This is a genomic window from Corynebacterium sp. SCR221107 (assembly GCF_027886475.1).
Classification (GTDB): Bacteria; Actinomycetota; Actinomycetes; order Mycobacteriales; family Mycobacteriaceae; genus Corynebacterium.
This window is the reverse complement of record NZ_CP115670.1, coordinates 290,051-311,677: the sequence shown is the minus strand read 5'-3', so window position 1 is coordinate 311,677 and position 21,627 is coordinate 290,051. Positions and strand designations below refer to the sequence as shown.

At 64.0% G+C, this 21,627-nt stretch carries 24 protein-coding genes; 5 read left to right on the top strand and 19 right to left on the bottom strand.

The window, feature by feature from the left end; translation table 11 throughout:
• Positions 1-30: 30 nt before the first annotated feature.
• Positions 31-2,979, bottom strand: a complete 2,949-nt coding sequence (topA, locus tag PAB09_RS01515; protein ID WP_271034347.1) for a type I DNA topoisomerase — start codon at positions 2,977-2,979, stop codon at positions 31-33.
• 279 nt (positions 2,980-3,258) lie between these two features.
• Positions 3,259-3,462 (bottom strand): cold-shock protein, encoded by a 204-nt coding sequence (locus tag PAB09_RS01510; protein WP_271034346.1) that lies wholly within the window; start codon positions 3,460-3,462, stop codon positions 3,259-3,261.
• A gap of 342 nt (positions 3,463-3,804) precedes the next feature.
• Between PAB09_RS01510 and PAB09_RS01505 the strand changes: the two genes are divergently transcribed.
• Entirely contained in the window at positions 3,805-6,141 is a 2,337-nt protein-coding gene (locus PAB09_RS01505; protein WP_271034345.1) for a DEAD/DEAH box helicase, read from the top strand.
• On the opposite strand, the gene PAB09_RS01500 is transcribed toward PAB09_RS01505, so the two are convergent.
• From PAB09_RS01500 to ssd, 8 genes are all read right to left on the bottom strand, one after another.
• Positions 6,138-6,557 (bottom strand): organic hydroperoxide resistance protein, encoded by a 420-nt coding sequence (locus tag PAB09_RS01500; RefSeq protein ID WP_271034344.1) that lies wholly within the window; start codon positions 6,555-6,557, stop codon positions 6,138-6,140. The two genes, PAB09_RS01505 and PAB09_RS01500, sit on opposite strands and share 4 nt — an antisense overlap.
• A gap of 88 nt (positions 6,558-6,645) precedes the next feature.
• Positions 6,646-6,978 (bottom strand): Rv3654c family TadE-like protein, encoded by a 333-nt coding sequence (locus tag PAB09_RS01495; protein WP_271034343.1) that lies wholly within the window; start codon positions 6,976-6,978, stop codon positions 6,646-6,648.
• Positions 6,965-7,267 carry a hypothetical protein gene (locus PAB09_RS01490; protein ID WP_271034342.1) on the bottom strand — a complete coding sequence of 101 codons (303 nt, stop codon included), beginning with the start codon at positions 7,265-7,267 and terminating at the stop codon, positions 6,965-6,967. Before PAB09_RS01490 ends, PAB09_RS01495 begins: the two co-directional genes overlap by 14 nt.
• A 26-nt stretch (positions 7,268-7,293) precedes the next feature.
• A complete protein-coding gene (locus PAB09_RS01485; RefSeq protein WP_271035231.1) occupies positions 7,294-7,434 on the bottom strand; it encodes a DUF4244 domain-containing protein in 141 nt (46 codons plus the stop codon).
• A 217-nt stretch (positions 7,435-7,651) separates the two neighbouring features.
• The gene (locus PAB09_RS01480) at positions 7,652-8,224 is read right to left on the bottom strand and encodes a type II secretion system F family protein (protein WP_271034341.1); all 573 of its coding nucleotides are present in this window, start codon (positions 8,222-8,224) and stop codon (positions 7,652-7,654) included.
• Entirely contained in the window at positions 8,221-9,009 is a 789-nt protein-coding gene (locus PAB09_RS01475; protein WP_271034340.1) for a type II secretion system F family protein, read from the bottom strand. The genes PAB09_RS01480 and PAB09_RS01475 overlap by 4 nt, the downstream gene beginning before the upstream one ends.
• The gene (locus tag PAB09_RS01470; RefSeq protein ID WP_271034339.1) at positions 8,996-10,096 is read right to left on the bottom strand and encodes a TadA family conjugal transfer-associated ATPase; all 1,101 of its coding nucleotides are present in this window, start codon (positions 10,094-10,096) and stop codon (positions 8,996-8,998) included. The genes PAB09_RS01475 and PAB09_RS01470 overlap by 14 nt, the downstream gene beginning before the upstream one ends.
• Entirely contained in the window at positions 10,093-11,259 is a 1,167-nt protein-coding gene (ssd, locus tag PAB09_RS01465; RefSeq protein WP_271034338.1) for a septum site-determining protein Ssd, read from the bottom strand. Before ssd ends, PAB09_RS01470 begins: the two co-directional genes overlap by 4 nt.
• A gap of 529 nt (positions 11,260-11,788) precedes the next feature.
• Between ssd and PAB09_RS01460 the strand changes: the two genes are divergently transcribed.
• On the top strand, positions 11,789-12,646 hold the full coding sequence (locus PAB09_RS01460) for an HAD family hydrolase (protein WP_271034337.1): 858 nt from the start codon (positions 11,789-11,791) through the stop codon (positions 12,644-12,646).
• 28 nt (positions 12,647-12,674) lie between these two features.
• Here the strand turns inward: PAB09_RS01460 and PAB09_RS01455 are convergent, their stop codons facing one another.
• The gene (locus PAB09_RS01455) at positions 12,675-13,328 is read right to left on the bottom strand and encodes a hypothetical protein (RefSeq protein ID WP_271034336.1); all 654 of its coding nucleotides are present in this window, start codon (positions 13,326-13,328) and stop codon (positions 12,675-12,677) included.
• A gap of 247 nt (positions 13,329-13,575) precedes the next feature.
• On the opposite strand from PAB09_RS01455, the gene PAB09_RS01450 reads away from it, so the two are divergent.
• Both PAB09_RS01450 and PAB09_RS01445 read left to right on the top strand, forming a co-directional pair.
• Positions 13,576-14,082 carry a phage holin family protein gene (locus PAB09_RS01450; protein ID WP_271034335.1) on the top strand — a complete coding sequence of 169 codons (507 nt, stop codon included), beginning with the start codon at positions 13,576-13,578 and terminating at the stop codon, positions 14,080-14,082.
• 65 nt (positions 14,083-14,147) lie between these two features.
• Positions 14,148-15,071 carry an alpha/beta fold hydrolase gene (locus PAB09_RS01445; RefSeq protein ID WP_271034334.1) on the top strand — a complete coding sequence of 308 codons (924 nt, stop codon included), beginning with the start codon at positions 14,148-14,150 and terminating at the stop codon, positions 15,069-15,071.
• Between the two features lie 105 nt (positions 15,072-15,176).
• Here the strand turns inward: PAB09_RS01445 and PAB09_RS01440 are convergent, their stop codons facing one another.
• The 4 genes from PAB09_RS01440 to nth are packed head-to-tail and all read right to left on the bottom strand — an operon-like array spanning position 15,177 to position 18,576.
• A complete protein-coding gene (locus tag PAB09_RS01440; protein ID WP_271034333.1) occupies positions 15,177-16,376 on the bottom strand; it encodes a MarP family serine protease in 1,200 nt (399 codons plus the stop codon).
• Between the two features lie 60 nt (positions 16,377-16,436).
• On the bottom strand, positions 16,437-17,210 hold the full coding sequence (locus tag PAB09_RS01435; RefSeq protein ID WP_271034332.1) for an NUDIX hydrolase: 774 nt from the start codon (positions 17,208-17,210) through the stop codon (positions 16,437-16,439).
• A 6-nt stretch (positions 17,211-17,216) separates the two neighbouring features.
• On the bottom strand, positions 17,217-17,816 hold the full coding sequence (locus PAB09_RS01430; protein WP_271034331.1) for a TlpA family protein disulfide reductase: 600 nt from the start codon (positions 17,814-17,816) through the stop codon (positions 17,217-17,219).
• A gap of 1 nt (position 17,817) precedes the next feature.
• Positions 17,818-18,576, bottom strand: coding sequence for an endonuclease III (gene nth / locus PAB09_RS01425; RefSeq protein WP_271034330.1), 759 nt, complete (start codon positions 18,574-18,576; stop codon positions 17,818-17,820).
• Between the two features lie 424 nt (positions 18,577-19,000).
• Between nth and glxR the strand changes: the two genes are divergently transcribed.
• The gene (gene glxR / locus PAB09_RS01420) at positions 19,001-19,684 is read left to right on the top strand and encodes a CRP-like cAMP-activated global transcriptional regulator GlxR (protein WP_271034329.1); all 684 of its coding nucleotides are present in this window, start codon (positions 19,001-19,003) and stop codon (positions 19,682-19,684) included.
• A gap of 49 nt (positions 19,685-19,733) precedes the next feature.
• Here the strand turns inward: glxR and PAB09_RS01415 are convergent, their stop codons facing one another.
• From PAB09_RS01415 to PAB09_RS01400, 4 genes are all read right to left on the bottom strand, one after another.
• Positions 19,734-20,564 carry an MBL fold metallo-hydrolase gene (locus tag PAB09_RS01415; protein ID WP_271034328.1) on the bottom strand — a complete coding sequence of 277 codons (831 nt, stop codon included), beginning with the start codon at positions 20,562-20,564 and terminating at the stop codon, positions 19,734-19,736.
• 38 nt (positions 20,565-20,602) lie between these two features.
• Positions 20,603-21,064 carry a RidA family protein gene (locus PAB09_RS01410; RefSeq protein ID WP_271034327.1) on the bottom strand — a complete coding sequence of 154 codons (462 nt, stop codon included), beginning with the start codon at positions 21,062-21,064 and terminating at the stop codon, positions 20,603-20,605.
• On the bottom strand, positions 21,064-21,219 hold the full coding sequence (locus PAB09_RS01405) for a DUF4177 domain-containing protein (RefSeq protein ID WP_169729826.1): 156 nt from the start codon (positions 21,217-21,219) through the stop codon (positions 21,064-21,066). Before PAB09_RS01405 ends, PAB09_RS01410 begins: the two co-directional genes overlap by 1 nt.
• Positions 21,220-21,283: 64 nt before the next feature.
• The gene (locus tag PAB09_RS01400; protein WP_271035230.1) at positions 21,284-21,604 is read right to left on the bottom strand and encodes a WhiB family transcriptional regulator; all 321 of its coding nucleotides are present in this window, start codon (positions 21,602-21,604) and stop codon (positions 21,284-21,286) included.
• Positions 21,605-21,627 lie beyond the last annotated feature (23 nt).

Here is a 21,627-nt window from a genome sequence, read left to right as displayed (position 1 = left end):
CCCCCGGTCGAACGCCGGGGGTTGGTCGTTCTACGACTTCCGCGCTCCGGCTTTCACCACGCGCTTGGTAGTCTTCTTGACGGTCTTCTTCGACGTCTTCTTGGCGGCTTTCTTTGTCGCCTTGGTCGCCTTCGTCGACTTCTTCGCCGGCCCGTCCGCGGCCTCCTTGGCACGGCGCTCGGACAGCAGCTCGTTGGCGCGGGCGTCGGTCAGCGCGGTGGGGTCGTCGCCGCGGCGCAGGGAGGCGTTCGTGGTGCCATCGGTGACGTACGGGCCGAAGCGGCCGTCGCGCACGGACATGGGCTTGCCGGAGACGTCGTTGTCACCTAGCTGCTTGATCACGGACTGGGAGGTCGTCCCGCGGCCGCGACGCTTGGGCTCGGCGTAGATGCGACGGGCCTCATCGAGGGTGATCGTGAAGATCTGCTCCTCGCTGGCCAGCGTGCGCGAGTCCGAGCCCTTCTTCAGGTACGGGCCATAGCGCCCGTTCTGCGCGGTAATAACCTCGCCGTCGGAGGGATCCACGCCCACCTCACGCGGCAGGCTCATCAGCTGCAGCGCTTCTTCCAGGGTGACGGTGGAAGGCTCCATCGTGGAAAACAGGGAGGCGGTGGCGGGCTTGAGGCGCTCGTCGATGATCTGGTTGATCCGCTTCTCCTTGGCGGCAGCGGCGGTCTTGGTCTCCCAGTTCTTGGCCCGCTTGCCCTCGGCGGCGCGCTGCGCGTCTTCCTCTGCGCGCTCGGCGGCGACGATCTCCTCGGCGACCTTGGCCACCTTTTCCTTCTCATCCTCACCGAGAATCTCAGTGACGTAGGGGCCAAAACGACCTTCCTTGGCCACGATCATACGCCCGTTGGCGGGGTTGGTGCCCAGCTCACGCCCGGACTGCGGGGTGGCAAACAGCTTCTCCGCAAGCTCCAGGGTCAGCTCGTCCGGGGTGGTGGTATCCGAGATGTTGGCGCGCTGATAGATCGGCTCGCCGGTTTGCTCATCGCGTCCGATCACCCGCTCGATATACGGCCCGTAGCGGCCGACGCGCACCACGATGGCGCGGCCTTCCGCGTCGTCGAAAAGCTTCAGCGAGTTGACCTCGCGGGCGTCGATGGATTCGAGGTTGTCGCCCACCAGCGCCTTGAGGCCGCCGTGCTTGGCCACGGATTCGGCGGTGGCGTCGGAGGCGTCGGCGTCGCCGAAGTAGAAGCCGGTCAGCCAGTGGGTGCCGTCTTCCTCGCCGTTGGCGATCTGGTCCAGCTCGTCTTCCATGGAGGAGGTGAAGTCGTAGTCGACCAGCGAGGAGAAGGACTTCTCCATGAGCCCGACCACGGCGAAGGCCACCCAGCTGGGCACCAGCGCGTTGCCGCGGGAGTAGACGTAGCCGCGGTCCTGGATGGTCTTGATGATGGAGGCATAGGTCGACGGGCGGCCGATGCCGAGGTCTTCCATCTTCTTGACCAGCGAGGCCTCCGTGTAGCGGGCCGGCGGGTTGGTCGAGTGCTCGTCGGCGGTGATCGTGTTCACACCCAACGGATCGCCTGCGGCTAGGCGCGGCAGGTGCTTCTCGGCGTTGTCGGCGACGTCGCGGCCGTCGGCAAGCCTGCTCGTTTCCACGTAGGCACGCAGGAAGCCGGGGAAGGTGATCGTGCGGCCGGTCGCGGCGAATTCGACAGCGCTGCCGTCGTGGGCGGAGCCGGCGATGGTGACCTTCATGGAGGTGCCCTTGGCGTCGGCCATCTGGGAGGCGACGGTGCGCTGCCAGATCAGCTCGTAGAGCTTGAATTCCTCGGCGTCGAGTTGTCCCGATAGCTCGCTCGGGGTGGCGAAGCGCTCGCCGGCGGGGCGGATGGCCTCGTGCGCCTCCTGGGAGTTTTTCACCTTGCGGTCGTACCGGCGCGGGCCGTCGGTGACGTATTCCTTGCCGTAGAGTGCTATCGCCTGCTCGCGGGCGGCCTTAAGGCCTTGCTCCGACAGTGTGGTGGAGTCGGTACGCATATAGGTGATGTGGCCGTTTTCGTATAGGCGCTGCGCGATGCGCATGGTGCGCTCGGAGGTGTAGTGCAGCTTGCGGCCGGCCTCCTGCTGGAGGGTCGAGGTCATAAACGGCGCGTAGGGGCGGCGGGTGTAGGGCTTTTCCTCCACCGCGGCCACGGCCATCGGCTGTCCTTCGAGGTCAGCGGCCAGCGCGGTTGCGCGTTGCTTATCGACGACCACGGTGTCCGAAGACAGCTGGCCGCGATCGTTGAAGTCACGGCCCGTTGCCACCCGCTTGCCATCGAGGCTCACGAGGCGGCCGATGAAGGTGGACGGGTTGCCGTCGACCGCCGGCTTGCCGGTGTCGAACTCAGCCTCTAAGTCCCAGTACTCGGCGGAGATGAACGCCATGCGCTCGCGCTCACGCTCGACGATCACGCGCGTGGCCACCGACTGCACGCGTCCTGCAGACAGCCGGGGCATGACCTTCTTCCACAGCACGGGCGAGACCTCATAGCCGTAGAGGCGATCGAGGATGCGGCGGGTTTCCTGGGCATCGACGAGGTTCTCGTCCAGCTCGCGGGTGTTCTCAGCCGCCGCGAGGATCGCGGGCTTGGTGATCTCGTTGAAGACCATGCGCCGGACCGGCACCTTCGGCTTGAGCACCTCGAGCAGGTGCCAGGCGATCGCCTCGCCTTCGCGGTCGGGGTCGGTTGCCAGATACAGCTCGTCGCACTGCTTGAGCTTGGCCTTAAGGTCGGCGACCTTCTTCTTCTTATCCGGGCTGACCACGTACAGCGGGGTGAACCCATCCTCGGTGTTGACGCCAAGGCGCGCCCACGGCTCCTTCTTGTACTTCGCCGGGACGTCCGCGGCGCCGCGTGGGAGGTCACGAATGTGGCCAACGGAGGCCTCGACGATGTAGTCGCTGCCCAAGTAGGGCGCGATCTTTTTCGCCTTCGTCGCAGACTCGACGATTACAAGGCGCTTCGTGCCTTTGGATTCAGCCATAGAGGAGCTCGACCTCAATTCAAACAGTGCCCGTGGTTCCCACGGTGAGGGGATCTAGCTGGGTAAGAAAATTAATTTTCTTACTCATTAGTTTCCTTATAATACGGGTCACTCACGCACCTTTGTCCAACAGGCCAGCGTGGGGGCAATTTTAGAACGGTCGAAAAGTTGTTAAATCCTGTCCCCCACAGCCGGTTTTTGGCCTGAGGAATCACCATGGGGGCAATAATGCAAACAAGCCCCACACCGTGACGGTGGGGGCTTGAATATCACGTACGTTTAGATTGCGCGGACCGCCTGAGCCTGCGGACCCTTAGCGCCTTCGCCGACCTCGAACTCGACGCGCTGGTTCTCCTCGAGGGAGCGGAATCCATTGCCCTGAATCTCGGAGTAGTGGACGAAAACGTCCGCGCTGCCGTCCTCAGGTGCGATGAAGCCGAATCCCTTTTCAGCGTTGAACCACTTCACAGTTCCCTGTGCCATATATTTTCCTAACTTTTTTGCCGGCCACTCATGTAGCCAGCGGATACTTCTCGGTGTTTACCGAATTGCGGTGGGGTCGATCATCCTCACTAGACGTAAGACACCGCAGGTACTCACCAAAAAGGCACACCCGCAGATCACTTTCGCAAAAACAATGCAGCTAATCCTGGGCCCCGCACCGAAAAACAAAACCGCAAGATAACAGCTTTCTCGCCGGCGGGGACTGGTTAGTCTGCCTCAGCGACCACCACCAGTCTTGCACGTTTGGAAACTAATGGATAGGCCAATAAGATTAATTAATTCTTAAAAAGGTGCACCACCTGCAGGAAGCGATGGAAATCAATGAGCCAAACTAACCCCATATCGGGGTACGGCGAGGAATTGGCCAGCATTCTCGTCGAGAAATTCCCGGAAGGAACCTGCACACACCGCCAGACCCTCCCGCCGAAGATATCGACCACCGCCGACTGGCCGGCGTGGATCCATCCCCCGCTGCGCGAATACCTAGTCCACAAGGGCATCACCTTGCCTTATACCCATCAGGCGGAGTGCGCGGAGGCGGCCTGGGCCGGCCACGACGTGGTGGTGGCCACCGGCACCTCCTCAGGAAAGTCCCTGTGCTATCAGTTGCCGATCTTCTCCCACCTGGCCATCGACCCGTTGGCCTGCGCGCTGTATCTGACCCCCACCAAGGCCTTGGGCTCGGACCAGTTGGCGTCGGCAAGCGCCATCGCAAGCGCTGTGGCCGGGCTCGAACAGGTAACCTGTGCCCGCTACGACGGTGATACCCCGCAGGAGGCGCGCGCGGCCATTCGCGAACGGGCGCGGATCATCTTCAGCAACCCCGACATGCTCCACACCGGTATTTTGCCCAACCATGCGCGCTGGGGGCGGGTGTTGCGGCACCTGCGCTTCATCGTCGTCGACGAGTGCCACAGCTATCGGGGTGTTTTTGGCGCACACGTGGCGCTGGTGCTGCGGCGGTTCCTGCGCATGTGTGCCCGCTACGGTTCCACCCCCACCGTCATTTTGGCCTCGGCCACCAGCAACGATCCCGGTGCACACGCCGCCAACCTTATTGGCAAGCAGGTCGTGGCCGTCACCCGCGACGGCGCACCCCAGGGTGCACGCACCGTGATGACCTGGGAACCGGCCATCCTCGACGGCGTGGAGGGCGAAAACGGGGCGCCGGTGCGCCGCTCGGCCGCTTCGGAGACCGCCAGCCTCATGGCTGCGCTTGTCAATGAGGGCGCGCGCACCTTAAGCTTCGTGCGCACCCGCAGGCAGGCCGAGATCGTGGCCATGCGCTGCCAGGAGGAGCTCAATCTCGCCGGGCGCTTAGACCTCTCCCCTCGGATCGCCGCCTATCGGGCGGGCTATTTGGCCGAGGATCGCCGCAAGCTCGAGCGCGGCCTCGACGATGGTTCGCTGCTGGGGGTTGCCTCCACCAACGCGCTCGAGCTGGGCATCGACGTCGGCGGGTTGGATGCGGTGGTCATGGCTGGCTACCCGGGCACGGCGGCGAGTTTTTGGCAGCAGGCCGGGCGCGCGGGCCGACGCGGGCAGGGTTCGCTGGTCACCTTGGTCGCGCGCGACGAGCCGATGGATAACTACTTCGTCCATCACCCCGAGGCGCTGATCGGCCGCCCGATTGAAAAAACGGTTTTCAACCCCCGCAACCCACATATCCTTGCAGGCCACGTCTATTGTGCAGCCATCGAGGCACCGCTTTCCGACGCCGAAGTGGCCGAGCTTGGAGCCCAGGAGGTCGTCTCCGATCTGGCAGCCCAAGGCTACCTGCGGCGACGGTCACGCGGCTGGTATGCAAGCCTCGAGCCCGGGCAGCCCACTCCCCACGAGGAGGTCGCCCTGCGCGGGGCGGGCGAGCAACTAGCGATTATCGACCACACCGACGGGCGGCTTCTGGGCACCATCGATGGCGCCCAAGCTCAATCGCAGACCCACCCCGGGGCGATCTACATCCACCAAGGCGAAAGCTTTGTCGTCGATGAGCTCAATCTGGAAGATCGCCTGGTGGTGGTGCACGCGGAGCTGCCCGAATACACCACCCAATCGCGCAGCGTGACGGATATCCGCATCGTCTCCGACCCGGATCAGATCGCCAATCCGGCGCCGGGGTTATGGGTATCGAACCTGGAGGTCGAGGTACTCGATCAGGTGATCGGCTACATCCGGCGCGGGCATGATGGCACCACCTTGGACATGGTCCCGCTGGACCTGCCCCCGGCGCTGCTGCGCACCCGCGCGGTGGCCTACACCATTGATCCTTTGGTCCTCGACCAGCTCGGCATCACCGACATTCCCGGCGCTTTGCATGCCGCTGAGCATGCGGCCATCGGCATGCTGCCCCTGATCGCCACCTGCGATCGATGGGACATCGGCGGGGTATCCACCCAGCTGCATCAGGACACCGGACTTCCCACCGTGTTCGTCTATGACGGCTATCCCGGCGGCGCGGGGTTTGCCGACTGTGGCTTCGAGCGTTTCCCGGAGTGGATCGCGGCCACCTACGACAATGTCCGATCCTGCGAATGCGAATCGGGGTGCCCCTCGTGCGTGCAGTCCCCGAAGTGCGGGAATGGCAATAACCCACTGAGCAAGAAAGGCGCACTGGCCCTGTTGGGGGCCATGTGCGCCATGCTAGGCGTTACGCCTTAGTCCTGGGAAACCACCAGGTCAACGTCGATGTTGCCGCGGGTGGCGTTGGAGTACGGGCAGACCTGGTGTGCCTGCTCGACGAGCTCGCGGGCGACGTCCTCCGGCTGGGCCGGGATGACAACCTCAAGCACGACGGACAGGCCGAAGCCCTCGCCCTGCTTGCCGATGTTAACGCGGGCACCCACGCTGGACTCACCGAGCTCCAGCTTGCGGGTGCGGGCGACCATCTGCAGCGCGGAGTGGAAGCAGGCGGAGTAGCCGGCGGCAAAGAGCTGCTCCGGGTTGTAGCCGTTGCCGGAGCCACCCATCTCCTTCGGGATTGCCAGGTCGAGGCCGAGCTCGGTTCCGGCGATCTGGACGTGGCCGTTTCGGCCTGCTCCGGTGGCCAGTGCTTCTGCGGTGTACAGCGGTTCCATGTTCCCTCAATTCTGGCGATTACTCACCTAAACGATTGCGTGCAATATAAATCGAAGAGTACTCCCGTGCACATCCGCGCGCAACTTTCTACGATGGGCCAGCCACCGCCACCGCACCCATCTGCTCAACGCGCACTCGCACCCGAACATCCATCAGCACGATCTCACACGAGGCAAGACTTGCCCCATTTTCTAGCGCGATCTCCTGAGCCTTCACGCACCCGTCGCCACCGACATAGTGCTCGTAGGCTGCGGAAACCGCCGCCATGTCGGCCGCCAATTGTGCGCGATGGGAATCAATGACCCGCATGCACGCCCAGCCGACAGCCCCGGCGATGACCACCAAGGCGGCGATCATCACCGCGGCCAGCAGGCTCATGGCACCTTTTTCATCGCATACAATGCTTTTATCGGTTGCCATCGGCAAGCTCCTGTGGGAAGCGGGCCTGCGCGGAAAGCGGGATAAGGAAGGAATCGTCGCGCGCGGTGACTTCCACCATGCCACCGGTCACCGTCACGGTCACCGTGGCACCCACCGGTGCGAACTCCTCTCCTATCGCATGGGCCCGGGCGGCCGCCCCAGCGGTATCGACCACCCGAATGTAGGCGGCGAGCGTGGCGATGCCAGCGATGATCATCGCGGCGACGCCCACCAGGATGCTCACTGCCATGGCGGCCTCGAGCGTTGTCATACCGGCATCATCAGCCATCCGCCTACTTTTCACTTTCGCCCCCCTTAAGCCGGTCGGTTGTTGAGGGCGTCGGTGATGATGGATTCCAGTGCGTCGGAGACGGTCCCGGAAGAAACCACCAGGTACAAGGCGGCCGCTAGTGCCATTGCGCTGAGCGCACCCATAGCGTATTCCAGCGTGGACATCCCCCGGTCATCGCCTAGTAATACGCTGATGCGATGGCGCAGGCAGCCACAGTCCTCGAGGTGGTCTGCGGCGTCGACCTCAATCGGGCCGGGGTGGGTGTGGTCGGTTTGAACAGGGTAATGAGTGCTTTCTTGCGCCTCGAAAAGCGCATCGAGTGCAGCGGTCATGATGGGTTACCTACTTTCTTTTGAGTGTTCGATCACCTGATTGTTGCCACTACAGTGGCGCCATGCCCTGCCCCAGGGTGATCACGACCGGGGCCAGACCCAACACGATGAAGGCGGGCAGGAAAAACAACGCCAGCGGTATGGCTATGAGCACGCCGGCGCGCTCGGCGCGGCTTTCGGCTTCGGCCCAGGCGGCGTCGTCCAGCGTGGCCGCCAGGTTGCGGCACGACGTTGCCATCGCGGCACCCGATCGGTGCGAGTTGCGCGCGATCAGCGCCATCTCCTGGCAGCCCTCCAGCCGGGCAATCGGGTCCCACGCGGTGATGGGATCCACGCCCAGGCGCAGCATCGTGGCCACCTGAGCCCACGCGTTCGTGCCCGTGGACTCCGCCACCACCTGCGCGGCCGCCTGCGGGGACAGCCCCGAGCGCAGGCACGCCGCCACGAGCTCGAGCTCCCCGGCGCGCGCTAGATGCTCGCCTGCCTTCTTTCCCCGCGTTGATCTTCGGGGGCCATCGCGCGGGGTGCGCGGGCCTTGACCGATGCGCACCAGTCTGGTCGATCGCGGTTCGGTGATCACCAGTGCCGTGGCTATCGCAAGTCCCAAAATTATTCCGCTCATGCTGCCTGCCTCATGATCTTCTCGGACACAAGGAGCCCGGCGCATTCCAACCCGACCCCCATCACGAGAAGGATTCCGCCGAGGGGGTGGGTAAGCAGGAATGCGGGGACGTTTACCCCCATGGCAAATCCCATGCCGATGCCGAAAATGGGCATGACGGCGAGGATTGCGGCGGTGACCTGTGCTCCTTGCATCTTGGCCTGGGTCTTTCGCGCCTGCGACGTGGCCTTGTCGATGCGCCGACGGGCCTGCTCGACCATTTCCAGCTGCGAGATGCCGTGCGCGTGGGCCACCGACCACGCCCGGGCGAGGGTGCCGAGCTCGGGGATGGCCTCGCCCGACCTGCTCAGGCTTGCAGCCCCATCCCCGCCGGCCAAGGCGGTGCGCGCCGCCACGAGCAGGGCCGTGGCCACGGCCGCGTTGGTGTCTTCGAGTTCTGTCCCGGCGCGTTCGATGGAGTGCCCCACCTGCGCGCCCGCCCGCAATTCGCCCGCGATGATGGCCATTGCGGTGGCGACGGCGGCGCCGTCGGCAAGCATCTTCTTTTGCCTGCGACGGCTGCGCACCAGGTGGGTTGCGGTAGCCCCCACCACCATCGCCGCGATGGCAGGCAGCAGGTAGGAGCGCAGGGCAAACAGGGCGGCGGCAGCAGCAAGCGCACCGACGATCCGGTTGATGCCACCTAGGCGGGTGGCGTTGTGTGGGCCGACACGCCGCCGGGGCGCACCAGCGCCGATGATGAGTGCCGCCAACGCGACGGCCCCGGCAATCTCAAGCGGAATCATGGCGGTCACCCCCTTCGCGCGCCCAGAGGACCCGCGGTGGCCCGTCGAGGCGCCCGAGTTCGCCGATCTGCGCCAGTTGCCTTCGCCCGCGGACTTTGCGCATGACCAGCACCAGCGGGTTGGCGGCCTGCGCCTGGGCGTGCAGGGCGGTTCTGCTCATGCCGCCGAGCGCGGCCAGGGCCTCGAGCCGGGCCGGCACTTCTTCCAGCGAGTTGGCGTGGATGGTGCCGGCGCAGCCTTCGTGGCCGGTGTTCAAAGCGGCCAGCAACTCAACGACCTCCGCGCCCCGAATCTCGCCGACGATGATCCGGTCGGGGCGCATGCGCAGTGATTGTTTGAGCAGGTCGGCCATGGTGATCTCGCCTTGGCCTTCGGTGTTGACCGCCCGGGTGACGAGGGTGAGCACGTGCGGGTGCTCGGGGTTGAGCTCGGCGGTGTCTTCTATGCAGATGATGCGCTCGCGCTTGTCGACGTCGGCAAGCATGGCAGCAAGCAGCGTTGTCTTCCCGCTTCCGGTACCGCCGACGATAAGGAAGGAGCGTCGTTGCGCCACCACGGCGCGCAACAGGTCAGCCGCCTCCTCGTCAAAGGTGCCGGTTGCCACGAGGCCGGAGAGGCTGACCCTTGATTGTTTGAGCACGCGCAGCGAGATCAGTGTTCCCGCCTCCGAGGGCGGGGCCAGCATCGCGTGGACGCGCAGGTTGGCGCCGTCGGCGCGGATCACCCGGCCGTCGGCAAAGCTCTGGGCATCGTCCAATCTACGCCCGCAGCTTGCCAGCACGCGCACCGCAAGCCGACGCACGGCGGCGTCATCGGGAAACGAGATCCCCGCGCGCTCGAGGCCGTGCCCACGGTCGAACCAAACGTCGTCGGGCCCGTTGACCAGTACGTCGGTGACCCCATCGATGGCAAGCAGCTGCTCGAGCGGGCCGATGCCGGTGGTGTCGTGGCGCAGGCGGCGCAGGACGTCGAGGACGTCGGCATCGCTGATGATGCCACCGGCCTCCTCACGCACCACGGCGGCGAGGGTATCGGCGAGGTGCGGTTCCTGGGCAAGGCGGGCTTGGACGCGGTCGATGATGCTCATGCCAGCTCCCGGACCTTGTCGGTGACCGCACGGGCGGCAGCCCGCAGGGGCTTCGGCATGCGCGCGCCGAGGCCTTGGGTTTCGATCCGCTTGGCGAGCCTGCGCACCGTCGGTATTTCGGCGACCACGGGGGCTCCCACGACGTCTTCAACCTCGCTGGCACTCAGCCCCGACCAGCCGCGGTGGCGCACCACCAGAAAGGGCTTGATGCGTTGGGCATCCAGCGCACGTGCGAGCCCGTGGGCTGTGACCGCGGCGCGTACCTCCGCCGGAACGACAAGTGCCACCGCATCGGAGTGCGCCACCGCCTGCTCGAAGCACTCCCCCACCCCTGCGGTATCGAAGATAAGGCTGGCGTGCCCGCCCAGGGTATCGGCGACCCCGCGCAGCTGTGCCGGCTCGAGTTCGTGGTGCAACTGGGTGCGGGCGGGCCCCAGCAGCCGAAACCCTTCGACCTCCGGAAGCGCAGCGAGCAGGGCTGCGGCATCCAAACCCGTCGCCCTGCCTAGGTCATTCCACCGGACCCCGGTGTGCTCCTCGACCCCGAGAAGCAGGTCGAGGCCGCCGCCGCGCGGGTCGGCGTCGATCAGCACGCTTCCCGCAACCTGCGTCGCCACGGCCGCGGCCAGCGTCGAGGCGCCTGCCCCGCCCACGGCACCGGCGATGCTCAGGGCAAAGGTATCTGCGTGCAGGACCTTCTCGCGGCGCCCCAGCGCGGCCAGCAGCTCGGGTGCCTGGGCCGGCAACACCAAAGCCTCCTCGGCGTGCAGCTGCATGGCCAGCTTCCAATCCACCGGACCGGGATCGGCGTGGACGAGGAAGATCGTTCCCGCGAGTTGGTGGGAGACCACGCCCGCGGCCACCTCCGGGTCGAGGATGATCGCGCAGGCGCGCGGGGCATGCTTCAGGATCTCCGACACCTGGGTGGTATCGAGTCGGGTGCGCCCGGTGGCGGCGACGATGGTGGAGACCTCCGGATGCAGCGCGGGGTCGGCCACCCCCACGAGCACTGGGGCATCCATGCCTCTTGTCACCGCCTGCGGCTTGGGCGTGGGCATCTGCTGGACCAGCCGGACCTTGCGCACCGGCAACGGTGGAATGAGATCGTCCACATCAGCGGCGATACCGGCGTCAGGTGCCATGGTGTGCGTTACTTCGTTCATGCCGACAAGTCTTCGCAAGCGTCAACGCCTTTTCACCCGCCGGGGCGTTTGCCTGTGGATAACTGCCGAACCTGAGAACGCCCAAGGGCTCGCCTGTGGATAACTGTCACCGGCAGGCGGCGAATTCTTGTCTATTTAGAACCAACACCCAGCCATTATTTCCACACACATTCAATAGTGATTCACCTAGTGGAAAATTCTATTTTTCAGGTTTCTCGGGTGGCGCCGGGTGGGAGACCTAAAAGGGCGGCTCGCGCTAGGGGGGGGTAAACGCGCGAGCCGCCAAACCCGGCCACAGGGGGGCGGGCCGGGGCAGGCCGCACTGTATATCGGGGCCTTGCAGGTGCCATTATGACACAGGGCCACAAAGCAAGGCAACCTCGGCGCGTGCACGTTTACACAGCTTGAAAACCTTTTTGCCGCCACTTCAGGTGCGCGCTGCCATGAAGTGGCGCGACTGCGCAACCTGTGGGGGGTGACGGCGAGGGACAGCCACCGCGGGTAGGTTTGTGGCTAGAATGAGGTGGCAATGAGTAAGAAGGAACGCGATCACGAGCACGTCGCGCCGGCCCCGAGCAACGAGCTAGCCCTGGCGCCGCGTCGTGTTGCGGCTTTCTTCGATCTGGACAAGACGATCATCGCTACCTCTTCCGCCTTCGCCTACGGCAAGGAGTTTCTCAACTCCGGGCTCATCACCCCGGTGGAGGCGCTGCAGCTTTCCATGGCCAAGGCCACCTACATGTTCGCAGGTCACTCGAGCGAACAGATGGACACCACCCGCGATCAGCTCGCCCATATGATCGCCGGATGGAACGTCGAGCAGGTCAAGGCCATCGCCGAGGAAACCATGCAGCACGTGGTGACCCCCACCATCTATGCCGAGGCGCGCTCCATCATCGATCAGCACCTCGCCGCAGGCCATGACGTGGTCATCATCTCCGCCTCCGCCCGCGAGCTGGTCGAGCCGATCGCCAAGGAGCTGGGCGTGACCACCGTGGTGTCCACGGAGCTCGCTAAAAAGGATGGGGTGTTCACCGGCGAGATCACCTTCTACTGCAAGGGGGCTGCCAAGGCGCAGGCGATCATGGACTTAACCGCCCGCCGCGGCTACGACCTGCCCCAGTCTTTCGCCTACTCGGATTCGGCCGTGGACATCCCCATGCTTGAGGCCGTGGGCAATCCCAATGCCGTCAACCCGGACCGGGCCTTGCGCAAGGTGGCCGCGGACAAAGGCTGGAACATCCACAGCTTCCGCAACCCCGTGCCGCTATTCCAGATGCCCACCGGCGTCGAGATCGGCAAGACCACCGGGGTCGTCGCCGCTATCGCAGCCGCCGCCGCGGGTGGCATCTGGTTGGCCAAGAAGCACCGCCCGGACGAGGCTTAACCCGCCTTCGCAAAAGCGCCGGCTCGCCTCAGGCCAGCTTGGCTATTCCCTCCGCCTCGTGCGCGCCGAGGATATAGCTTTGCAGGTAGAAGGCGAGGAAGTCCGTCAGGGCCTGCTGATCATCGGTGGCGTGGGTGGCGAGTGTTTCGTATTCCGCGCGGTGCCGGCGCAGGTAGACCTCCGGCACGCACAGCCCGCGCGGATCGAAGCCATAGGCGATCGCCGCGATCCGGGTGGCCACGCGGGCAACGGTGCCCGAGCGCTGCCCGAAATAGCCGCCAGTGATTAATTCCGCCTGAATCAGTGCCGGGGCAAGCACCTGGTCCGGGTCGTTCGTGATGAGCTTCGCCAGTTGTTGAAGGCGCTGCGGGTTTTTCTCGGGGCGTCCGGTTCCCCCGCTATAGACGTCGATAAGCGCAAGAACCTGAAGCGGTGCGCGCAGGAACGTGCTCGCGGTCTGGGAGACCTTGGCGGGGGCGAGCACGCTATAGGCGTTGATCGATTCTTCGACGCTGACACCGGCGAGGTAGCAGTCGACGTTGGCGCGCGCCCCGCGCAGCGCGGACTCGGAGCTGGTGAGTTCCGGTTTGCGAAGGTTCACGGGGCGGCGGTGGACCGCGTTGACCGCCGCGGTCGCCTCAGAGGTGAGTTCGATAATGCGCGCATCGCTGGCTAGATCCATGCGCCACAGTCTACTTGCCCGCCCTCAAGCCGATGATCGCCCACCGGCTCGCGCGCCGGGAATCACGCCTGTGGAAACGGGTGAGTAAATCCGGCAATTCAGGTTGGCTAATTCACATTGGCGAGCATTTCGTGGCACGATAGTAGGTATCGTTTACGCAGAACTAGTGCGTCTGGGACTAGTGTGTGTAAGAACTGTACAGACTTCGGCTCCGCCCCCAGGGGCCGGTTGTGGAAGGGATCAACCCGTGAGCAATGACAAAGGATTTTTTACGGACGGCGCGGAGACTTTCGGCGCCAAAATAAATTCCATCCCCCTGAGTGATGTGGACGCCGCCGGCGGCAAGGGTAGCATCGGCGCGCTGGTTAGCGACGCAACCACTCAGATGTCCTCCCTGTTCCGCTCCGAGCTGGAGCTTGCCAAGGCCGAGCTGGCGCAGGAGGCCAAGAAGGGGGCCATCGGCGGCGGCCTGTTCGGCGTGGCCGGCACGGTTGCTTTGTACAGCTCTTTCTTCTTTTTCTTCTTCCTCGCCGAACTGATCGCGGACCTGTGGCTGGCTCGCTGGGCCGCGTTCCTTATCGTGTTCCTGCTCATGCTGGTTCTCGCGGGTCTGTTCGCCCTCATCGGCTTCAAGAAGCTGCGCAAGCTGCGCGCCCCGGAGAAGACCATCGCCTCCGTCAACGAGCTCAAGAACCTGGTCCCCGGCCAGGCCACCAAGAAGCTGGAATCCCGCAACCGCGGCATGTTCAGCTAAGAGCTTGTTTTTCTCACGCCTCGCCTGCCCGCGGGCGTTTCCCATGTGTGCCTTGAGGTAAGTCGATGAGTCTATTTTCCGCCCGAACGCTGTCGCCGAAGGTGGTGCTGCTGGACGGGTTTAACCACCAGGAGATCCATACCCGTGGCTTGCGTTTGCATGCCGCCGTTGCCGGTTCCCCGTCGGATCCCTGCATCGTTTTGCTTCACGACGCCTACGGCTCCTGGATGGACTTCAGGCGGCTGCTCCCACTGCTGGCAAGCAAGGGCTACCACGTTATCGCGCTGGATCTGCGCGGCTATGGCTACTCCGATAAGCCGCCTCAGGGCTACGACCTACGCCACCTCAACGGCGATGTCTCCGGCGTGATCCGCACCATGGGTCATGACAGTGCGCATGTGGTGGGGGTGGGCGCCGGTGCCGCCATCGCCTGGACCATGCCTACCTCACACCCGGAGCACATCAGCGGCATCACCTGCATCGACGGCATCCACCCGGTGGACATGCGCAGGCTCATAATGACCCGGCCGTGGCTTTTCTCCCAGACCATAGAAAATGTCCTGTTCGCCCACCTCCCGTCCCTTCCCCGGCGCCAGCTGTGGAAGCGACGCGACCGGTGGCTCGGCCGCGAACTGCGCGCAGGCACCTCCCTGGCATATCAGGAAGGCGCACACTTCGCCGAGGACCTGCGCCTGCGGATCATGGCGATGAGCGTGGAATCCACCCAGGCCGCGGTCGCCCGCACCGTCAAGATTGCCACCTCCTTGCCGCCGGCGAAGTGGTTGGGGAACAAGGTCACCGTCCCCGTGCAGTTTGTCGGCGACAAGACCAGCCACAGTCAGGTTCTGGCTGCTCGTGCCCGCGCGCGGTGCTTTGGGGAGTTCGAATACGCCGTGATCGACGGGGACGAGGGCTCCCGGTGGCGTGCCCACCTGGAGGCCCCGGAAAAGCTGGCCGAATTGATAGCTGGGTTCGTCGGCACGCACTAACGCCCCTGCTTCTGCTACAGCCACAGCCACAGCCTGGGACTGTGCCCTCAGCCACTGGGCGCCGGACGCTGCCCACCCAAGCGCCCACGGCGGTGTGCCGTGCTCTTAGTTCATCACGCAGCGCCCGGGGTCCACCGGCGCGGTCAGGGAGGAGTAATCGCCGACCTGGCCCAAGACCTCCTGCGCCGTGAGCGCATAGCCGATGTCGCTGCTGTCGACGCTGGCGCCGAACACCACGCCTAAGACGTCGCCCTCGGTGTTGACCATCGGGCCGCCGGAGTTACCCTGCCGGATCGTGCCACGCACGGTATAGGACTCGCGCTCCACGCGGCCGGAGGCATAGATGTCCGGCCCGGAGATCGTAATGCGTTCGGCAATGCGGGCAGGGGCTGCCTCGAAAGGCCCGGACTCCGGGAATCCCATCACGATGGCATCCTCGCTGGTCTGGGCGACATCGCTGGCCCAATCCAGGGCGGGCAGCCCCAGGTGATCGCTGTACAAAACAGCGATGTCAAGCTCCGGGTTGTAGTAGACCACCTGCGCTTCGAAGACGCCCTCGACGGTGTCGAGGCTGACCTTGTCGGTGCCGGCCACGACGTGGGCGTTGGTCATGACATGGGAATCATCGACCACGAAGCCGGAGCCCATGAGCCTGCGCGAGCACTGCTGCGACTCGCCTAGCACGTGGATGACAGAAGGACGCAGCTGCTCCACGAGGGCGGTATCTTCCACCTCGATGCGTGGGGCCTCCACCTGGGTCGATGTCTGACCGCTAAACGGCGACACCAGCGGGGGCAAGCCGGAGTCCGACAGCATCGCAGAAATCCGTGAAGGCAACGTGGCCATCGCACCCGGCATCCGCCCGTCGACAGCGCCCAGGATGTGCGAGTTGCGGATGCCTTGGGCGAAGCTTCCGCCGAGACCAGTGGCTAATGGGATCGCAATCAGCCACAGCACGATCGCAGTGGCAAGCCCCTGGAACACGGCGCCGACTATCGAATCCAGCACCACCTGCGACTTAAATCGGATGCCCGCGCGCAACGAGGATCCCAACAGCCCACCGACGAGGTTGCCCAAGCCCACGAGCATGACCACGGTTCCCAACGCCAGCAGGAAACGCAGCGCGACGGACTCAGTCAGCTGCATGACCTGCGGTGCAAGCGCTGCCCCTAGAATCAGGCCGGCGATGACGCCGACGGTCGACAGCACTGCCGTAAATGCCCCCTGGCGCCAGCCCGAATAGCAGGCGGCCACGAGCGCGATTGCGACCACCACATCGACGATGGTCTCCGGGGCAAAGTGCACATCTAACCTTTCTGCCGGCGGACTGTGACTTCCAAAATATACAAAACTACTTCCCGAATATTAGCCCCTCGGTTCGGCACCCCAGTAGTGCGGCTCATTGTTGCGGGAGCGCGCAATCGCCTCATCTAATCCCATGACCGGCGCATCCGCCCAGGGACGTTCCCATCCGGCCTGCGTAAAAAGCGCCGATAACAGCCCGCCGGTAAAGCCCCACACAAGATAGTCACGCACCCAAAAACCAGGGCCCATCCACGGCCCCATGACCAGGCGGACGCGGTTGCGCGGATCCACAAGCTCCGCCAGCGGGGTGAGGAAGACGTCGTCGGCCTCGCCGGGATCGATGACGCCAACGTCGGCGCTGGCATCCCAATACCCCACCACCGGGTGAACCGGATTGCCGCTCACTCGGATCTCCACGGCATCGAGTTGCGCCAGTGGAACCACCGCGCGCCGATCGAGGCCGGTTTCCTCCCAAGCCTCCCGCAGCGCGGCATCCACCACGTTGGTATCACCCGGGTCGATGCGCCCACCGGGGAAGGCTATTTGGCCGGAGTGGCTGCGCAGCGACGGCGAACGGTGTGTGAGCAGCACCGCGGCATCGTCGGGAAGCGCCTCAGGCGTTGACCCGGACGCCGATCCGGCGCTACCGGAGAGCAGCATGAGAACCGCCGCGGCGCGCGACGGATTCGCGGGCAGGGTGCGCTCCTGCATGGTGCCCTCGAGGCGCCGTTGAATGCTTCGGGGATGGTCGATGACCCCTTTGAGCCACTGCGGCGCCGCCTCGGGGCGCAGCGTGGTGTTGAATCCGGGTAGGTCTTGTTGTGGGAAGGTCATGTCCTTTTATGCCTGCGCTATCTTCTCCGCGATAGCTTTCTCGAGCGAGTCATAGTCTTCGAAGGCCTGCGGGATGAAGGAGACCATCGCGCCCTGGCTGTCCACGATCACGGTGATGGGCACCACGCCGGGTAGCCCCAGAGTACCCGCGAACTGATTGGAATCGTCCTGATAGGAGGGAATGTTCACGCCGAGGTCGTTGAGCATGGCCGCGCCATTGGCGGCGAACTTGTCCGCGTGAACGCCCACCACCTCATACTCCGGGTGCTTGGCGGCGAGCTCGTCAAACAGCGGCAGCTCCACCCGGCACGGCTCGCACCACCACGCCCACAGGCTCACGATCGTATAACCGGCACTGGCGCCGGCGACATCGCCCGTATCGTCGCTTTCCGACGCGGGACCCAGGCACGGCAAATCAATGCCCGCCACCTCCCCCGCCGGACACGACGGCCGCGCCGGAACCTCGAGGGTTCCCAACGCCGTGGACTCCTCCGTGGCTGCTTCCTCGGTGGAGCTATCGTTTCTCAGGTTCGGTGCCAACATCAGCAACAGCACGATCCCGAGGAGGAACACGATGACCGAAGCGATGACTGTCTTTCTTGGCATCCTAACCCTTTCCTGAATTAGTTGATGTGCCCATAATAGCGCCCGCCATGTCCAAAAGGTGCTCGCGCTCGGGGCCTGTCACCAGCTCGGAGGCCACGGCCGGATCCACCGGCCCCAGCCCGAAGCTTGGGCACTGCTTGGCTAGAAAGCACGCGCCGCAGGCCGGCTTCCGGGAGTGGCATACCCTGCGCCCGTGGAAGATGATCCGATGCGAAAACATCGTCCATTCCTTCTTCTCTATCAGTTCGGCGATGTCGTGCTCGACCTTCACTGGATCCTCTTGGGACGTCAGCCCCAACCTGCGCACCAGCCGGCCGAAATGGGTATCGACGGTCAGCCCGGGGATGCCGAAGGCATTTCCGCGCACCACGTGCGCGGTCTTGCGGCCTACCCCTGGCAAGCGGACCAGGTCCTCGAGCGCCGTGGGAACCTCCCCACCATAGTCGGACACCAGCATCCGCCCCAGTCCGATGAGGTGGGCGGCCTTAGCCTTATAGAACCCGGTGGGGCGGATGATCTCCTGCAGCTCCAGTTCGTTGGCCGTTGCATAGGCCTCGGCGGTGGGATACGTGGCAAACAGCGCCGGGGTAACCTGGTTGACTCGCACATCCGTACACTGCGCGGAAAGGACGGTAGCCACCGTCAACTCCAAAGGGTTGCTAAAGTCCAACTCGCAATGGGCGTCCGGGTAGCCCTCGGCTAGCATGCGGTTGATGCGCCGGGCGCGCCGTTTTAAAGCGAGCGGGGTCGTGGCAGTCATAGCTCAACAGTGTAAGCGAAAAGTCTGGGCGTAAAATGGGGAAACTATGAGTGCTTTCTTGGTAATCGTAGTTCCTGTGTTCCTTACCCTTTTCCTTGTATGGATGGACCGCCTGGAGAAGAAGCTTCTCCCCAAGTCCACCCCTGAGGCCGCAAAGCCCACGTCCGCGTAGGGGTTTTCGCACTCTTTTTCACCGGCACAAGTGCCCGTTTCACCCCCACATGACTCCCCCTAAATGTCAGACCTTGTGATACTTCGATTTTTGAGGTGCCCCTGTAACCTATTTCATAGTAAGGTATGGGAAGATAACTTATATACCGAGACGTGACGCACTGGCTCGAAACCTTATCTTTTCCTAAGGGGGCGGTTTCAGCTGGCACAAAAGGGAAGTCGCGTCATCTTTTATGTAGAGGAGTCATTAGACGTGGAAGGTGTACACGACATCCTGTCCCGCGCCGGAATTTTCCAGGGTGTGGATCCGGTTGCTGTCAACAACCTCATTCAGGAGCTAGAGACCGTGCGCTTCCCGCGCGGTGCCACCATTTTCGAAGAGCACGAGCCGGGTGACCGCCTTTACATCATCACCTCCGGCAAGGTGAAGCTCGCCCGCCATTCGAGCGACGGGCGCGAGAATCTGCTCACCGTAATGGGCCCGTCCGACATGTTCGGCGAGCTCTCCATCTTCGATCCGGGTCCTCGCACCTCTTCGGCAGTGTGCGTGACCGAGGTGCATGCAGCAACCATGAACTCCGAGATGCTGCACAAGTGGATCGCTGAGCACCCGGAGATTTCCGAGCAGCTCCTGCGCGTGTTGGCTCGCCGCCTGCGCCGCACCAACGCCTCCCTGGCCGATCTCATCTTCACCGATGTCCCCGGTCGCGTGGCCAAGACGCTGCTGCAGCTGGCCAACCGCTTCGGCACCCAGGAAGGCGGAGCCCTGCGCGTGAACCACGACCTCACCCAGGAAGAGATCGCACAGCTGGTCGGCGCTTCTCGCGAGACCGTGAACAAGGCCCTGGCTACCTTCGCGCATCGCGGCTGGATTCGCCTCGAGGGCAAGTCCGTGCTCATCGTGGACCCAGAACACCTAGCAAAGCGCGCCCGCTAAGTGAAAAGATGAAAGCCCCCACCTCGTGGGGGCTTTCATCTATCTCGGACTACTTTTGCTTTTCTAGGTAACGCAGCGCGACGCGGGTGGACTGTTCCGCTGCGCCACGCAGTACCGGATCCACGTCATCGTAGATCTCATCAATGAGATCCTTGAGTGCCACATCATCGCCGAGCTTCTTCTTCGCCGCGATGATCTGATCGAGGCGCTGATGGCGGCGCTCGAGATACCAAGTTGCGTAGCTTGCCACGTCCTCACCGTCGGGGCCGTGCCCCGGAAGCAGGCGGACATCCTTGCCCCGCTCCTGCAACAGCTCCAAGGTCTGCATGTACTTGCCCAGATCACCATCGGTCTCGGAGATCATGGTGGTGTGACGACCCGCAATCGTGTCACCGGTGCAAATGCCCTCCAAGGTGGATTTGTGTGGCTCACCGCTCCAAATGAAGAAGCACACGGAGTCACTGGTATGCCCTGGGGTGGCCACGACCTCGACCTGAGGGGTCACACCGTCAATGGAGATGACCTCGCCCGGGGTCAGCGGCTGCCCGCCAGCGCAATAGGAAGGATCCACTGCACGCACCGGCGCGCCGGTCAACTGACGGAAACGCTGCGCGCCGTCGGCGTGATCATGGTGACGGTGCGTAAGGAGGACAACACCAACCTCATCTGCCTTTGCGTGGAGCACGTTGAGGTGCCCTTCGTCGGCGGGACCGGGGTCGATCACGATGCTGCGCGGATCTTCGGGCGCGCGGATGACCCAGGAGTTTGTCCCCTCCAAAGAGGAGTATCCGGGGTTGGGGCAAAGGACAACGGCGGCGGACGGTGTTACCGGACGCAACTGGCTGTAGGCAGGATGCTGCATGTGTTTAACTTTAGCCATTTTCGGCGAACTTGTACCAGTTATCGAGGCTTCACGCTCTAAGAGGTGACCTCAACGACAATTTCCACCTCGACGGGGGAATCCAGCGGAAGCTCCGCGACACCGACGGCCGAACGCGCGTGCGCGCCCGCCTCACCGAAGATCTCACCCATGAGGTTGGAGGCACCGTTGAGCACGGCGGGCTGACCTCCGAATCCGGAGGCAGAGGCCACAAAGCCCACGACCTTGAGCACGCGGGTGACGTTATCGATGCCGACCAGCGCATCGACTGCCGCCAAGGCGTTGAGTGCGGCCTGGCGGGCAAACGCCTGCGCGTCTTCTGCCGACACTTCCGCGCCGACCTTTCCGGTGGCTGGCAGCGCGCCCTCGATAAAGGGCAACTGGCCAGAGGTCCACACCTGATTGCCCACCTTCACGGCAGGAACATAGGCAGCAACCGGTGCCGCTACCGCCGGGAGGGTGATTCCCAGTTCAGCGAGACGCTCGGAATGAGTAGCCATTACTGCACCTCTCGCTTCATGTAGGCGACGACGTTTTCAGGGTTCGGGCCCGGCACGACGGAGACCAGCTCCCAGCCATCTTCACCCCAGGTGTCCAAGATCTGCTTGGTGGCGTGCGTTAATAGCGGAACGGTTGCGTATTCCCATTTAGTCATGCCTTACACCTTACCGGAGGCATAAAAATATCCGCCTCCCGAAGGAGACGGAAAAGAAATTAAATTAGATTCCGATGAGTTCCCCACCGGAGGCTAGGTAGTCCGCCCAATTGGTGATGTGCGGGTTCTTGCGGAGCAAGGCACGGCGCTGACGCTCGGTGAGTCCGCCCCACACTCCAAATTCCACCTTGTTATCCAAGGCGTCTGCGCGACACTGCATCACTACTGGGCACTGGCGGCAAATCGCGGCTGCCCGACGCTGAGCGGCACCACGCACGAAAAGCGCGTCCGGGTCCCCGTTTCGGCAGTGAGCCTGCATGACCCAATCCCCCCGATCGCCACTACCTGCGACCTGATTCGAGGCAGTAAATGGATTGCGCTTCATGTCATTAAGAAGCGATGCAGTCA

Excerpts from the sequence above, each read along its gene's own strand:
- PAB09_RS01510 (WP_271034346.1), bottom strand. The coding sequence starts at position 3,462 with ATGGCACAGGGAACTGTGAAGTGGTTCAACGCTGAAAAGGGATTCGGC.
- PAB09_RS01475 (WP_271034340.1), bottom strand. The coding sequence starts at position 9,009 with ATGATTCCGCTTGAGATTGCCGGGGCCGTCGCGTTGGCGGCACTCATC.
- PAB09_RS01495 (WP_271034343.1), bottom strand. The coding sequence starts at position 6,978 with ATGGCAACCGATAAAAGCATTGTATGCGATGAAAAAGGTGCCATGAGC.
- PAB09_RS01430 (WP_271034331.1), bottom strand. The coding sequence starts at position 17,816 with ATGCCAAGAAAGACAGTCATCGCTTCGGTCATCGTGTTCCTCCTCGGG.
- PAB09_RS01505 (WP_271034345.1), top strand. The coding sequence starts at position 3,805 with ATGAGCCAAACTAACCCCATATCGGGGTACGGCGAGGAATTGGCCAGC.
- PAB09_RS01400 (WP_271035230.1), bottom strand. The coding sequence starts at position 21,604 with ATGAAGCGCAATCCATTTACTGCCTCGAATCAGGTCGCAGGTAGTGGC.
- PAB09_RS01490 (WP_271034342.1), bottom strand. The coding sequence starts at position 7,267 with ATGGCTGATGATGCCGGTATGACAACGCTCGAGGCCGCCATGGCAGTG.
- PAB09_RS01460 (WP_271034337.1), top strand. The coding sequence starts at position 11,789 with ATGAGTAAGAAGGAACGCGATCACGAGCACGTCGCGCCGGCCCCGAGC.
- PAB09_RS01435 (WP_271034332.1), bottom strand. The coding sequence starts at position 17,210 with ATGACCTTCCCACAACAAGACCTACCCGGATTCAACACCACGCTGCGC.
- nth (WP_271034330.1), bottom strand. The coding sequence starts at position 18,576 with ATGACTGCCACGACCCCGCTCGCTTTAAAACGGCGCGCCCGGCGCATC.
- topA (WP_271034347.1), bottom strand. The coding sequence starts at position 2,979 with ATGGCTGAATCCAAAGGCACGAAGCGCCTTGTAATCGTCGAGTCTGCG.
- PAB09_RS01470 (WP_271034339.1), bottom strand. The coding sequence starts at position 10,096 with ATGAGCATCATCGACCGCGTCCAAGCCCGCCTTGCCCAGGAACCGCAC.
- PAB09_RS01480 (WP_271034341.1), bottom strand. The coding sequence starts at position 8,224 with ATGAGCGGAATAATTTTGGGACTTGCGATAGCCACGGCACTGGTGATC.
- PAB09_RS01445 (WP_271034334.1), top strand. The coding sequence starts at position 14,148 with ATGAGTCTATTTTCCGCCCGAACGCTGTCGCCGAAGGTGGTGCTGCTG.
- PAB09_RS01415 (WP_271034328.1), bottom strand. The coding sequence starts at position 20,564 with ATGGCTAAAGTTAAACACATGCAGCATCCTGCCTACAGCCAGTTGCGT.
- PAB09_RS01485 (WP_271035231.1), bottom strand. The coding sequence starts at position 7,434 with ATGTCCACGCTGGAATACGCTATGGGTGCGCTCAGCGCAATGGCACTA.
- PAB09_RS01405 (WP_169729826.1), bottom strand. The coding sequence starts at position 21,219 with ATGACTAAATGGGAATACGCAACCGTTCCGCTATTAACGCACGCCACC.
- PAB09_RS01500 (WP_271034344.1), bottom strand. The coding sequence starts at position 6,557 with ATGGAACCGCTGTACACCGCAGAAGCACTGGCCACCGGAGCAGGCCGA.
- PAB09_RS01410 (WP_271034327.1), bottom strand. The coding sequence starts at position 21,064 with ATGGCTACTCATTCCGAGCGTCTCGCTGAACTGGGAATCACCCTCCCG.
- PAB09_RS01455 (WP_271034336.1), bottom strand. The coding sequence starts at position 13,328 with ATGGATCTAGCCAGCGATGCGCGCATTATCGAACTCACCTCTGAGGCG.
- ssd (WP_271034338.1), bottom strand. The coding sequence starts at position 11,259 with ATGAACGAAGTAACGCACACCATGGCACCTGACGCCGGTATCGCCGCT.